Here is a 13,881-nt window from a genome sequence, read left to right on the forward strand (position 1 = left end):
GATATAAAGAGTGGAGTCGTCACCCCCGATCACCGTGACCGCCTGCCGACAGCCCGCTGAACGATCAGGGAACATCTGCTACTGGCCGGGCGCAGAGCCGCTCGCCGACCGCACCTTGATCTTGCCGAGCGTGCTGCGGCTGTCCCGGATGTCAGTGATCAACACGTACGCGACCAGCAACAGCCCCAGGCACAGGGCGGCCGCGCCCCACCAGGGGATCTCGGCCAGCAGCAGATAGCCGTCGGCGTCGCTCAGCGACCTGATCACCATCGTGACCGCCGCGACCACCACGGTGATGACCAGCCAGCTGCGCAGGCGCGGCAGGTTCCCCTTGTTCCACAGCCGGATCCGCCAGCTCATGAACACGGCGAGCACCCCCAGCACGGCACAGAACCCGATCAGCCACCAGGGCAGCGCGAAGGCCGTCTGGTCGGCGAACTGCGCCTGGGCCGTACGCAGCTCCGCCTCGGCCCGCTGCCTGGCCGCCACGGCGGCGTCGAGCTGCTTCTTCAGCTGCGCCACGTTCTGGCGCAGCTCCTGGCGCGTCACCTGACTCGTCTCCTGGCGCGGGGGCGGCGTGGCCGCCTCCGTCGGCAGCATCCGCGCCACGACCGTCAGCATGATCGCGACGAACGACAGCGCCAGCACGATGGCCATGAACAGGTCGATGAAACGCAGGTCGAGCGGCGGTGCGAACGACCTGACGGGTCGTTTCCTCACTGGTCCCTCACCAGGGTGTACTTCTGCGGCCGGCTCTCGGCGGCGCTCAGCCGCTCCACCGCCGTGCGCAGCGCGTCCAGGCCCTTGACCAGCTCTTCCGTCCGGCCCCTCGACTGGGCCAGCTCCTGGGTGAGCCCGTGCATGGCCGGCGCCGCCTGCTTGGCCGGCAGGCGCGCGATGTAGATCAGGAACACCTCGTCGGCCTCCACCACGCTGGCCCGCTCCGCCCGCTCGACCAGGGCCATCGAGCCGAACGCGAGCACGCTCAGGAACAACGCGATCAGCGTGACGCCGAACGCCGAGGCCAGCTCGGGCAGCACGTGCTGCTTGAGCGCGGCGATCAGGACGCCGGGGTCGCCCTTGCTGTCCAGGGCGCTGGAGAACGAGCTGACCATCGCGCCCATCGTCAGCGCCGTGCCGATGAACCCGAAGACCGGCAGCGCCCAGATCAGCGCGTGGTCGAGGTGGTGCTTGTTCACCATCTCGCTGTCGTCCAGCGCGGAACGGGCGCTCAGCACGGCCTCGCAGTCGTTCCCGGCCTCAGCCGCCTCCTTGAACAGCCGGAGCCGCCGCCCCACCAGCGTGTCCTCGCCCGGCGTCACGGCTTGGATGCTCGTCACCGCCCGCGCCGTCGCCTCGCTCTCCCGCCGGATGTCCGGGATGGCCCGGACGATCCTGAGCACCGTGGTCAGGAACACCGCGATGATGAGCGTGACCACCAGCTCCGCGGCCACCGGCGCCGTGGCCGCGCCCACGGACACCAGAAGCGCCTCCACCATTCCGGCGATCATGAGCAGCGCGGAGACCGCCAGTCCCACCACGGGCGCGAACACCGAATGACGCCAGCCGTACCTTGACACCCGTTAACCCCATCCGACACAGGAAATGTCAAAGAACACCTAAGCATACGCAAAGCAATGTTTGGTTACGGTACGGAAGCTTCCTGTGTCCTTTGGGGCCTGGGCCGATGGATCAGAGCGATATCGCCTCCGGACCGAACAACTGCTTGATGTCGGCCGCGAACGACGGCTCGGGGTTGACGCGGAACTCCGGCACCGCCAGCACCATCGTCTTCCCTGCCGTGCGCCGCAGGTTGATCAGCAGGGGCGCCGGCCCCTCGTGCAGCTTCAGCACGTTACGCAGCTCGTCCACGAGCTGCGGGTTGATGCGTTCCTCGCGCAGCTGCAGGGTGACCGGGTGCCCCGCGTCGCTGGTGACGCCGGACACGTCGAGCGGCGTCAGGTCCTGCCCGAAGATGCTGATGGCTCCGTCGCGGTTGTTGATCTGCCCGCCCACCGACACCACGACGTCCTCGCGCAGCTCCGGCGCGTACAGCTCGTAGCTCTTGGGGAAGAACAGGCACTCCACGGCGGCGTCCATGTCCTCGACGGTCGCGATCGCCCACACATTGCCGGCCTTGTTGACCCGCTTGTCCACCTTCGTGATCAGCCCGCACACGCGGACGTCGCCGCGGTCGTCGCGGCCGCTGTCGAGCAGGTCGGCGATCGTGGTGTCCCGGTTGCGGGCCAGGAGCCGTTCGGTGCCGGCCAGCGGGTGGTCGGACACGTACAGGCCGAGCATCTCCCGCTCGAAGTCGAGCTTGGTCTTCTTGTCCCACTCCATCTCGGGAATGGCGATCGTGAAGGCCGCGTCGTCGCCGTCGTCGTCCATCCCGCCGAACAGCGAGTCCTGGCCGTGGGCCTCGTTCTTCTTGATGTCGATGACGGACTCGACGGCCTGCTCGTGGATCATGAGCAGGGCCTTGCGCGGGTGTTCGAGCGCGTCGAACGCGCCCGCCTTGATCAGCGATTCGATGACCCGCTTGTTGCAGACCGTCAGCGGCACCTTGGCCAGGTAGTCGTTGAAGTCGGTGTAGGGGCCCTTCTCCTTGCGGGCCTTGACGATGCCTTCCACGACGTTCTCGCCGACGTTGCGGACCGCGCCGAGCCCGAAGCGGACCTGGGTGTCACCGACGGCGACGAAGTCGAGCTGGGAGTCGTTGACGCACGGCGGCAGGACCTGGATGCCCATCTTGCGGCATTCGGCCAGGTAGACGGCGGCCTTGTCCTTGTCGTCGCCCACGGAGGTGAGCAACGCCGCCATGTATTCGGCGGGGTAGTTCGCCTTCAGGTAGGCGGTCCAGTAGGCGACGAGGCCGTAGCCGGCGGTGTGCGACTTGTTGAACGCATAGCCGGAGAACGGCAGCATGACGTCCCACAGCGCCTGGATCGCCTCGTCCGAGTAGCCGTTGCCGCGCATGCCGGCCTGGAAGTTGGCGAACTCGGCGTCCAGGATCTCCTTCTTCTTCTTGCCCATGGCGCGGCGAAGGAGGTCGGCGCCGCCGAGCGTGTATCCGGCCAGCTCACGGGCCACGGCCATGATCTGCTCTTGGTAGACGAGCAGGTGGAAGGTGGGGCCGAGGATCGGCTCCAGAGCCTCCTTCAGCTCGGGGTGGATGGGGTCGATGTCCTGGCGGTTGTTCTTGCGGTGCGCGTAGTTGGTGTGCGCGTTGGCCGCCATCGGGCCCGGCCGGTAGAGGGCGAGCACGGCCGCGATGTCCTCGAACCGGGTCGGCTCCATCAGCTTGAGCAGCTGCCGCATGGGGCCGCCGTCGAGCTGGAACACGCCCAGGGTGTCGCCGCGGGCCATCAGCCGGTAGGTCGTCTCGTCGTCGAGCGGGATCGTCAGGGTGTCGAGCTTCACCCCCTTGTTCTGCTCGATGATCTTGATGGCGTGGTCGAGGATGCCCAGGTTCCGCAGACCCAGGAAGTCCATCTTGACCAGGCCCATGTTCTCGCAGCTCGGGTAGTCGAACCCCGTGATGATCACGCCGTCCTTGTCCCGCTTGTGCATCGGGATGAGGTCGAGCAGCGGATCCGACGACAGGATGACCGCGGCCGCGTGCACGCCCGTGCCGCGGATGAGCCCTTCGATGCCGAGGCCCGTGTCGATCACCTGGCGGACGTCGTTGTCGTTCTCGTACAGGGCGCGGATCTCGTTGCCCTCGTTGTAGCGGGGGTGGTCCTTGTTGAACAGGTCGGCGAGCGGCACGCCCTTGCCCATGACGTCCGGCGGCATCGCCTTGGTGATCTTGTCGCCCACCGCGAACGGGTAACCGAGGATGCGGGAGGAGTCCTTGACCGCGGCCTTGGCCTTGATCGTGCCGAACGTGTTGACCTGCGCGGTCATCTCCTCGCCGTACTTCTCGGTCACGTACGCCACCATGCGGTCGCGCTGGCGGTCGTCGAAGTCGAGGTCGACGTCGGGCGGGTTGATCCGCTCGGGGTTGAGGAACCGCTCGAACAGCAGCCCGTGCTCCAGCGGATCCAGCTCGGTGATGCGGGTGGCGTAGGCGACGATCGAGCCGGTCGCCGACCCTCGGCCGGGCCCGACCGGGATGCCGTTGTCGCGGGCGTGCCGGCAGATGTCGGCGACCACGAGGAAGTAGGAGGAGAACCCCATCGGGCCGATGACCTTCATCTCGGTCTCGTACCTGTCCAGCACCTCCGGCGGGACCGGGGTGCCGTACCGCAGCTCCAGGCCGCGCTCGCACTCCTTGCGCAGCCACGACTCCTGCGTCTCCCCCTCGGGCACGTCCGGATAGTCCGGCATCCGGTTGACCTCCGCGAACACCTCGCTGTAGTCGCCGACCATCTCGGCGACGAGCAGCGTGTTGTCGCACGCGTCCGGGAGCTCGGGGAACAGGGCGTACATCTCGTCCGCGGACTTGAGGTAGTAGCCGGAGCCGTTGAACCGGAACCGGTTCGGGTCGGCCTTGTTCTTGCCGACGCCGACGCACAGGAGGCTGTCGTGCGCGTCGGCCTGGTCCTCGGTCACGTAGTGGGAGTCGTTCGTGGCGAGCAGCGGGATGTCGAGATGCTTGGCCAGCTTGAGCAGATCGGCCCGGACCTCCCGCTCGATGTCGATCCCGTGGTCCATCAGCTCCAGGAAGTAGCTGTCACGGCCGAAGATCTCCTGATATTCGCCCGCGACGCGCACCGCCTCGTCGAACTGGCCGAGCCGCAACCGGGTCTGCACCGCGCCGGACGGGCAGCCCGTGGTGGCGATGATCCCTTCCGCGTACTCGGCGACCAGCTCCTGGTCCATGCGCGGCTTACCGTAGTAGCCCTCGAACGAGGCCTTGGAGGAGAGCCGGAACAGATTCCGCAGCCCGGTCGCGTTCTTGGCCCACATGGTCATGTGGGTGTACCGGCCTCCGCCGGACACGTCCTTGCCGCCCTCGCCGTCGGCGACGCCGGTCTCCGCGCGGGACCCCCAGAAGACCTGCTTCTTGAAGAAGCGCGACGCGGGCGCCACATAGGCTTCGATCCCGATGATCGGCTGGACCGGGCTGTTCTTGGCCACCGACTGGAACTCGTACGCGCCGAACATGTTCCCGTGATCGGACATCGCGATCGCCGGCATGCCCAGCCGCTCGGCCTCCTTGAACAGGGGTTTCATCTTTGCTGCCCCGTCCAGCATGCTGTACTCGGTGTGAACATGCAGGTGCACGAACGACTTGCTCACCCATCCCCCAACTGCGCGCCGGCCCAAAGTTCTCGCCTGAGCCTATTCCTTCTCATGAGGCTGTTGGGGCGATGCCAGACAGGCCCGAACAGGTTGTTGTCACCCTGTTGCCCACGCTCCGTGCAAGATCGGCCGCACTGCGGATGATCTGCTGAAACACCCCCTTCCAGCGGCACTTCGACCAGAGCGGGGTGCGGCTGGAGCGCTGACACGGCACATGTCCACCACTTAACCAAATTCGTGGAATTTTCCGGCATGCACCTGACATGATCACCCCGACTTCGGTTCCCCGAGAATGAGGTGTGCATGAAGCGAGCGAGAGTGCGCGGCGCCGGTGTGGCGGCACTGACCCTGCTGAGCCTGATGGGAGCCGGCCCCACCGCGCAGGCCGAGGCGGCGAGCTCCTGCGCGCTGGCCTTCTGCCTGTACGAGCACGACAAGTTCGAGGGCGCAGAAGAGGAGTTCATGTTCGAAGGCTGGAACCTGTGCTACAGCGTGGCCAGAGTGAACAACAAGGCGAGCTCCATGCGGAACAACAGCGCCGCCAGGGTGCAGTTCTACAACACCTCCAACTGCTCCGGCGCGTACGGCTACGCGGCGAGCCCGAGCTCCTCGGACGGCGACCTGACGAACAACGGGTTCGACAACAAGACCAGCTCCATCAAGTACGTCCGGCCATAAGGCCCTGAACCACTCGCAGGGCACCGGCTTCCCGGTCATCGAGCTCGGTGCCCCGCCTGGTTCCTCGGCCCTCGGATCTGAGCCGACGGCCGCCCCGCTGTAACCTCCTGAACGTCATCGCCCCGCGAGTGAGATCGCGGCCCAATCGTGCGCGAGGTCGTAGCCGCTTCGCTTTCGACGCGCCATAGTTTGGGGCCATTTAGAGCTTTGCGAAGGGCTGGCAAGAATGAGCGAGGAGTTGGCGGGGCGGCTGCGGCAGCTGCGTGATGCGACCGGGCGGAGCTTGCGCGAGCTGGCCCGCGACGTCCACGTCAGCAGTTCCTCGCTGTCGCGCTACTTCGCCGGCCAGGCTGTTCCGCCCTGGCCGGCGGTGGTGGCGCTGTGCAAGGCGGCCGGTCGTGATCCGAGGCTGCTGCGTGAGGTGTGGGAGCGGGCCAAGGAGGGGCCTCAGGTGAGTACGGCTGCCGCCGCGCCGGTGCGCAACGACTTGCCGCACGACGTCACCGCCTTCACCGGCCGCAGGGAGGAGCTGGCCGCCCTCCTCGACGCCGCGCGGAACACGACGATGGTGGCGATCGACGGCATGGGCGGCGTCGGCAAGACCGCGCTGGCCGTACACGCCGCGCATCTGCTGACCGCCGACTTCCCCAGCGGCCGGCTCTACCTGGACCTGCACGGGTTCACTCCGGGCAAGGAGCGGGTCGAGCCCGCCGAGGCGCTGCGCGTGCTGCTGGCCGCGCTCGGAGTGCCGCCCGGCAGGATTCCCGACGGGGTGGCCGAACGGGCCGCGCTGTGGCGGTCGGAGCTGGCGACGCGGCGCGCGATCGTGCTGCTGGACAACGCCGCCAATGCTCTTCACGTACGCGATCTGCTGCCCGGCGCCGGCGAGAGCTTTGTCGTGATCACCAGCCGCCGGCGGCTGGTGGAGCTGGACGCCGTCCAGCCGATCTCGCTGGACGTCCTGCCGACGCAGGAGGCGGCCGAGCTGTTCGTCGCCTCCGCGGGCGGGACCCGGCCCGGTGACGTCGGCGAGGTGCTGCGCCGATGCGGGAACCTGCCGCTGGCCATCCGGGTGGCCGCCGCGCGGCTGCGGCACCGGCCCGCGTGGACGCTCGACACCCTGGCGGAACGGCTGCGCGAGGGCGAGCTGGCGGTCTCGGACGTGTTCGGGATGTCGCTGCGGCAGCTCGACCCCGCCCAGCGGCGGATGTTCCGGCTGCTCGGGCTGGTGCCGGGCGAGGACATCGACGCCTACGGCGCGGCCGCCCTGGCCCAGATCTCGCTGGGCAACGCCCGTGCCCTGCTGGAGGACCTGGTCGATGTCCATCTGCTGCAGGAGCCTGCGGCGGGTCGCTATCGGATGCACGACCTGCTGCGTCAGGTCGCCCGCGCCGACGACACCGCAGCCGACTCCGGCCCGGCGATCGCCCGGCTGGCCGACTATTACCTGAGCGGTCTGCTGGCCGTGAAGGACGTGATCGAGCTGGTCGTCATCCCCGTGCCGGTCATCGTGTCGCAGCCGCCTCCCGCGCTGCCCGATCTCTCTCATGCCGGAGCCGACTGGCTGGACACCGAGTGGGACAACATCACCGCGACGTTCTCGCTCGCCGTGGAGCTGCGCGTCGATGCGCCGGCGGTCGGGCTCGGCCAGTTCGCCTTCGTGATCTCCCTCGGGCGGCGCGGTGGCATGGCACAGCTGTGCCGCGGGCTCGAGGTCAGTATGCCCGCAGCGGAAAGGCTCGGCGCGCCCCGGATGCTCGCCTCGCACCGGTACCTGCTGGGCGCCGCGCTGCTGCGCACCGGCCGGCTGGCGGAGGCGGTGCCAGAGCTCCAGGCGGCTCGCGCGCTGATGGCCGCGGAGGGCGACGTCGTCGGCGAGGCCATCGCCATCGAACAGCTGGCGGAGGTCCGGCTGTATGCCGGTGACGCCGAAGGCGCCATCGAACTCCTGCGCCAGGCGACCGGACTGGTGCCACCCTGCGAAGCCGCCGCCGGCGTGTACGTACGCGTACGCCTCGGGCGGGCTCTGGTGCAGCTGGGAGAGTACGGCGAGGCCCGCAAGGTCGTCTGGGACCTGCTCGAGACCGCGCGCGGGCTGGACCGGCAGAAGGAGCGGATGTGCCTGGATGTGCTCGGCCGGGCGGCACTCGGCCTGGGGGCCGCCCAGACCGCTCTCGACCTGGCTGAGCAGGCCGTCGCGCTCAGCCGGGCCACCCGCCATCCGGTCTTCGAGGCGATCAGCCGCACAGACGTCGCCGTCGCCTTGCGCCACCTCGGCCACGCCGAGGAGGCGACGGCCATGCACGCCGAGGCCATGCTGATGCTCGAAGAGGCCGGTGAGCCGCATCGGATGGTGCGCAGCCTCCTCCCGTACGCGAAGGCCTGTCTGGCCACAGGCGATCGAGATGCCGCGGCGCGGCACTTCCAGGAGGCGCTGGAGATCGCCACCGCGCACGGCCTCAGCTATCTGGCCTCGGCGGCTCAAGCGGGTCTGGCCCCGGTGTCCTGAGTCTGGCCCCGGTGTCCCGTCCCGTCCCGGGACACCTGCGCACCAGCCGTTCGCGGGCGTGACAGCGCAGGCCAGCCCGATATCGGTGGAATCTGCGGCGTCCCGGAAGGCGCGGTACGGATTGTCCCGGACAGGCCGCCGGGTCGAAGCTCATCGCCATGCACACGACGCCTTTTCTGCTGGACGAGCTGGACGCGCTGCCCGTCCGATGGGAAGTGGACGGGATACTCCCCGCGCCCGTTCCAGCCGTCTCCGCACTCCTGCTCGCCGTCGCCGAAGGGCGGGTGGGCGATGACAACCTGCTGGTGCTGGCCCGGGCGTCGGCGGCACGCCAGGGAGCGATGACCGTGGTGGCCGGGCCCGGCGCCGACGCCTACAGCGCCGAGTTCGCGGGGCCCGTGGAGCCGGTGGAGATCCAGGTGGACCGGGCCCGGTCCAGGCTGGCGGTGCAGAGCTGGTACGGCGGGGTGTACGCCGTCACCGTCTGCCCCGCGGGCACCCGGGTGGCCCACAGCGTCCACCGAGTCCTTCCCGGGCATCCGGGATTCGCCGCCGGCATCGCCGAGATCGGCCTGCGTGCCCGCATGTCACGCGATCTGCGGCAGGTGCTGGGTGTGATCGCCGACAGGCTCGGCTGCTGACCATCCGCGATGTCGTGTCAGCGGCCGCGTCAGCGCCGCAACGGCCCGGAATCAGCGCGGTCGGCGATGGTGAACGACATGAACGGCTCAGCGACCGGAGCCACCTGACCAACGCCATCAATCGCGCCATCAACAACGAGAGAACGGATGTCCAGATGACAGTCCATCAGGCCCAGGGCCCTGCGATCCGCGTGCAGGGCCTGCAGAAGTCGTACAAAGAGCTGCAGGTGCTGCGCGGCGTGGACTTCGAGGTGGCGCGGGGCAGCATCTTCGCCCTGCTCGGCTCCAACGGAGCCGGCAAGACCACCGCGGTGAAAATCCTGTCCACGCTGCTCAAGGCCGACGCGGGGACTGCCAGTGTGCACGGCTTCGACGTCGCCACCCAACCGGCCGACGTACGCGAGTCGATCAGCCTGACCGGGCAGTTCGCGGCCGTCGACGAGATCCTCAGCGGGCGGGAGAACCTGGTGCTGATCGCCCGGTTGCGGCACCTGAGCGATCCGGGCCAGATAGCCGATGACCTGCTCGCGCGGTTCTCGCTGACCGACGCGGGAGGGCGGAAGGTGTCGACGTATTCGGGCGGCATGCGCCGTCGCATCGACATCGCGATGAGCCTGGTGGGGAACCCGCCGGTCATCTTCCTCGACGAGCCCACGACCGGGCTCGACCCCCAGGCGCGCATCGAGGTCTGGCAGACCGTCAGGGAGCTCGCCGACCGGGGGACGACGGTGCTGCTCACCACGCAGTACCTGGACGAGGCCGAGCAGCTCGCCGACCGGATCGCGATCCTGCACCAGGGCCGCATCATCGTCAACGGCACCCTGGCCGAGCTCAAGCAGCTGCTGCCGCCCGCCAAGGTCGAATACATCGAAAAGCAGCCGACCCTGGAGGACGTCTTCCTCACCCTCGTCGGCGCCGACGGCCACAAGCACACCGGCGATGACCGCAACGTCGCCACGAACGCGTAGGGAACCACGATGACCAAGCATTTCTTCGGCGACACCACCGTCCTGCTGGGACGCTCCCTGCGCCACATCACCCGCAGCGTGGACACCATCGTCACGACCGCGATCATGCCGATCGCCATGATGCTGCTGTTCGTCTACGTGTTCGGCGGCGCGATCGACACCGGGTCGGACTCGTACGTGAACTACATGCTGCCCGGCATCCTGCTCATCACGGTCGCCTCGGGCATCGCCTACACCGCCTTCCGGCTCTTCACCGACATGCAGGGCGGCATCTTCGAGCGCTTCCAGTCCATGCCGACCGCCCGCTCTTCGGTGCTGTGGGCGCACGTGCTGACCTCGCTGATCGCCAACTCGATCTCGCTCGTGGTCGTCGTCCTCGTCGCCCTGCTCATGGGCTTCCGCTCGTCGGCTGGAGTGGCGGCCTGGCTCGCGGTCGCCGGCATCCTGATCCTGTTCACCCTGGCGCTGACGTGGATCGCCGTCATCCCCGGCCTCACCGCCAAGACCATCGACGGCGCGAGCGCGTTCTCCTACCCGCTCATCTTCCTGCCCTTCCTCAGCTCGGCGTTCGTGCCCACCGACACCATGCCCGGCCCGGTGCGTTTTGTCGCCGAGCACCAGCCGGTCACCTCCATCGTCAACGCCATCCGCGCCCTGTTCAGCCAGCAGCCGGTCGGCAGCGACATCTGGATCGCGCTGGCCTGGTGCGTCGGCATCCTCGTCGTCGCCTACGTCTTCGCCATGAACACCTACCGCCGCAAGCTCTCCTAGACCGTGGCGAGCGAGCCTGTCCTGATCCAGATCGGCGTGACGAACAGGCAGATCACTTTGCGAACCGCCGCGTACGGCGCCGTCACGCTGATGTCGGCCGCCGACGCCGCCGGCAAGCCCCACCGGGCCGACAACTTCCGCCACACCGTCCTCGTCGCCGCCGACGCCACCGCCCGCACCCATCAGGCCCAGCCCAGCCCCACCCAGGCGGATATGACCCGCAAGATCATCGAAGCCCTCGACGTCGTCTGACGGACTTGTCGCGAGGGTCTCGGCGGCCCGTGATGCAGCGCCTTTGTCGATAGCAGCTACCAGCTCAAGGGGATGGCACATGTCCGATTTGAAATGGCGGGGGTTCCTCGCCGCGGTCGCACTCGCGACTCCGCTCGTGATCGCCGGCACCCCCGCCGCCTCCGCGACGGCGGAGCCGAAGATTGACATCTCCGGCGGGCTCACGCAGCCCGTCTTCTCCTACACCGACGCCATCCGTGAGCACGTCCGGGTGCAGTCGTCGGTGGACAGCGACGGCGACGGCAAGAAGGATTTAGTCCGGGTGGACATCATCCGGCCGAAAGAGTCAGGTTCCGGGCTCAAGGTCCCGGTGATCATGCATGAGAGCCCGTACTACGACAATCCCGGCGTCGGCTACGAGCTGGATCACAAGAAGTACGACGCGAACGGGAACGTGACGAAGTTCCCGCTGGCCTACGACAACTACTTCGTGCCCCGCGGATATGCGTACCTGGCCGTCGACATGATCGGCACCAGGCTGTCCGAGGGCTGCCCGACCTCCTACGGCGCCGCCGACGTGCTGGGCGGCAAGGCGGTCGTCGACTGGCTGAACGGCCGGGCCAGCGCCTACGACGACCAGGGCCAACCGGTCAAGGCCACCTGGACCACCGGACGCACCGGGATGATCGGCCACTCCTACGAGGGAGCGCTCGGTGCCGCCGTGGCCGGCACCGGCGTGCAGGGGCTGGCGACGATCGTGAACATCTCCGGCTACACCAGCGGGTATGAGAACGCACGGATCAACGGCACGCTCAGCTGGTTCGCGGGCCTGGCCTCCTGGCAGGCCAACCGGGTCGCCGCCGATCCGGGCAAATGCGCGGCGGTGAGTGAGAAGCTGCTCCAAGACTCCGATGACGCCACCGGCAACTACAACGCCTACTGGGACGAGCGCAACTACCGGACCGGGACGATCTCCCAGGCGCGCAACGTGCGCGCCAGCGTGTTCTCGGTGATGGGCATGCAGGACCGCAACGTGGTGGGCAGCCAGTTCTCCGAATGGTGGGCCAAGCTGCCCCGTGACGTGCCGCGCAAGGCGTGGGTGACGCAGTACGGGCACATTGACCCGTTCTGGGCCCGCCGCGAGGTGTGGATGGACACCCTGCACCAGTGGTTCGACCACGAGCTGATGGGCGTCGCCAACGACATCCTGCGCCGGCCCCGCGTCGACGTGCAGCTCGGCCCGGACCGGTGGATCACCCAGGCCGACTGGCCCGCACCCGCGGCACGGACGACGACCCTGCGGCCGCAGCAGGACGGCTCCCTGGACCGCAAGCCCTCCACCGGCGCCGGCAGCTACCTCGACCTCGCCCAGACCGAGGTCGCGATGGCCGACAACCCCGGCACCACCCATCCCAACCGGCTGGCCTTCCTGACCCCGCCGCTGAAGGACGCGATGCGGCTGTCCGGAACGCCGTCGGTGAGCCTGCGCCTCAAGCTGGACAAGCCGACCGCCAACCTGGGCGTCCTGCTCGTCGACTACGGCACCGACACCCGCATCAACTACCGCGAACGCGGTGCTACGGCCGCGGAAGGCCTCAAGTTCATCGGCGGCGAGGACTGCGTCGGCCAGAGCACGGCCGACGACGACGGCTGCTACCTCAAGGCCGGCGACAACACGGCGGCCTCCGACTTCAACGTGGTCACCCGGGGAATCCTGGACGCGCAGAACCACCGGTCGCTGAGCCGCTCGACACCGCTGACGCCGGGCAAGGCGTACCAGATCACCTGGAAGATGCTGCCGCAGGACTACGAGTTCAAGGCCGGCCACCGCCTCGGCCTGGTGCTGACCGGAGCCAACGACGACTTCAACCTCGACGAGAGCGGCAACGGCACCGGGGCCGACGCCGAACCCGGCACCGGCGCCGAGGTCACCATCGACCTGGCCGGCACCTCGATCACGCTGCCGCTGGTCAACGGCACGCCCCTCAAGTAGCAGCAAGATCGACATTGGCGTACGGTCACGGCCGGTTCGATCGCGACCGTACGCAATACGGCGTGGCTGAGCACCAAGCCTCCACTGCTCTGCGCGAGCGCGACGTGCTCGCAGACGAACCCTCGAAGTCCGAACGAGGTCCTGGAGCCGCGTTAAGGGAGAGACTGACTTGCACGTCTTACGTGGCTTAACCAGCTTCAAGCGACTGACCAGCTAGAACGCTTGACAACCCCCAGATGACCATCGGGGTACGGCTCGGGCGGTCGGCGGTTGTGGACGGTACGTCATCGCGACGCCGCGGCGATCCGGACGGTGCTTCGCAAGGCGGCCCCGGCGGGAGTCGTGAGGCGATCTCGTGCAGATGGAGCGCCGGGGAGCGTTGCTGAACAGGCTGTCCAGTGATCGGTGATGAGGCGTCCAGGGCGGCAGCCTTGTCGGCTTCGATGGGCAGGGCGTAGCGGCGGGTGGTGTCCAGGGAGCGTGGCCGAGGAGTTCGGTGACCAGGATGGGGTCTTTTCTGTCGCGGATGAGCTGGGTGGTGGCGCCTGGAGAGCGGCGATGGAAACGAGACCTGGCCGAGATCGAGAATCAGGCGCGGGCCGGGGCGTCCGGATCCACTCGGAGGCATCTGTCACCGCACTCGCGCAGGCCAGAAGGCTGCAGCACCTGGAGCCGAAAATCTGCACCGGCCGTAGTAGACATTCGCTGCTGTGCGTACTATCGTTTCTCGCATCGCAAGGAACGGATCCACCGGGCAGCAGCAGCAGTTATCGGCAACACGACGAACTGCCCGCAGCAGGCTGAAGTAGAAGATTGACGGCAGAAGGTCGGACGTGACGG

General features: G+C 68.2%; 10 protein-coding genes. 7 read left to right on the forward strand and 3 right to left on the reverse strand.

Annotation, left to right across the window (positions count from 1 at the left end):
• Positions 1-78: 78 nt before the first annotated feature.
• From ABEA43_RS31895 to dnaE, 3 genes are all read right to left on the reverse strand, one after another.
• Positions 79-720, reverse strand: a complete 642-nt coding sequence (locus ABEA43_RS31895; protein WP_345567632.1) for a hypothetical protein — start codon at positions 718-720, stop codon at positions 79-81.
• Positions 717-1,580: a hypothetical protein gene (locus tag ABEA43_RS31900; RefSeq protein ID WP_345567634.1), complete on the reverse strand. Its 864-nt coding sequence runs from the start codon at positions 1,578-1,580 to the stop codon at positions 717-719. Before ABEA43_RS31900 ends, ABEA43_RS31895 begins: the two co-directional genes overlap by 4 nt.
• A gap of 112 nt (positions 1,581-1,692) precedes the next feature.
• Positions 1,693-5,247, reverse strand: coding sequence for a DNA polymerase III subunit alpha (gene dnaE, locus ABEA43_RS31905; protein WP_345567636.1), 3,555 nt, complete (start codon positions 5,245-5,247; stop codon positions 1,693-1,695).
• A 306-nt stretch (positions 5,248-5,553) separates the two neighbouring features.
• Between dnaE and ABEA43_RS31910 the strand changes: the two genes are divergently transcribed.
• From ABEA43_RS31910 to ABEA43_RS31940, 7 genes are all read left to right on the forward strand, one after another.
• On the forward strand, positions 5,554-5,928 hold the full coding sequence (locus ABEA43_RS31910; protein ID WP_345567638.1) for a peptidase inhibitor family I36 protein: 375 nt from the start codon (positions 5,554-5,556) through the stop codon (positions 5,926-5,928).
• Between the two features lie 226 nt (positions 5,929-6,154).
• Positions 6,155-8,437 carry an ATP-binding protein gene (locus tag ABEA43_RS31915; protein ID WP_345567640.1) on the forward strand — a complete coding sequence of 761 codons (2,283 nt, stop codon included), beginning with the start codon at positions 6,155-6,157 and terminating at the stop codon, positions 8,435-8,437.
• A 158-nt stretch (positions 8,438-8,595) separates the two neighbouring features.
• A complete protein-coding gene (locus tag ABEA43_RS31920; RefSeq protein ID WP_345567641.1) occupies positions 8,596-9,078 on the forward strand; it encodes a hypothetical protein in 483 nt (160 codons plus the stop codon).
• Positions 9,079-9,233: 155 nt separating this feature from the next.
• Positions 9,234-10,046: an ABC transporter ATP-binding protein gene (locus ABEA43_RS31925; protein ID WP_345567643.1), complete on the forward strand. Its 813-nt coding sequence runs from the start codon at positions 9,234-9,236 to the stop codon at positions 10,044-10,046.
• A gap of 9 nt (positions 10,047-10,055) precedes the next feature.
• A complete protein-coding gene (locus ABEA43_RS31930; protein ID WP_345567645.1) occupies positions 10,056-10,817 on the forward strand; it encodes an ABC transporter permease in 762 nt (253 codons plus the stop codon).
• 3 nt (positions 10,818-10,820) lie between these two features.
• The gene (locus ABEA43_RS31935; RefSeq protein WP_345567646.1) at positions 10,821-11,069 is read left to right on the forward strand and encodes a hypothetical protein; all 249 of its coding nucleotides are present in this window, start codon (positions 10,821-10,823) and stop codon (positions 11,067-11,069) included.
• A 79-nt stretch (positions 11,070-11,148) separates the two neighbouring features.
• Positions 11,149-13,041 carry a CocE/NonD family hydrolase gene (locus tag ABEA43_RS31940; RefSeq protein WP_345567647.1) on the forward strand — a complete coding sequence of 631 codons (1,893 nt, stop codon included), beginning with the start codon at positions 11,149-11,151 and terminating at the stop codon, positions 13,039-13,041.
• Positions 13,042-13,881: the final 840 nt, after the last annotated feature.

Source organism: Nonomuraea rosea (assembly GCF_039539705.1).
Classification (GTDB): domain Bacteria; phylum Actinomycetota; class Actinomycetes; order Streptosporangiales; family Streptosporangiaceae; genus Nonomuraea; species Nonomuraea rosea.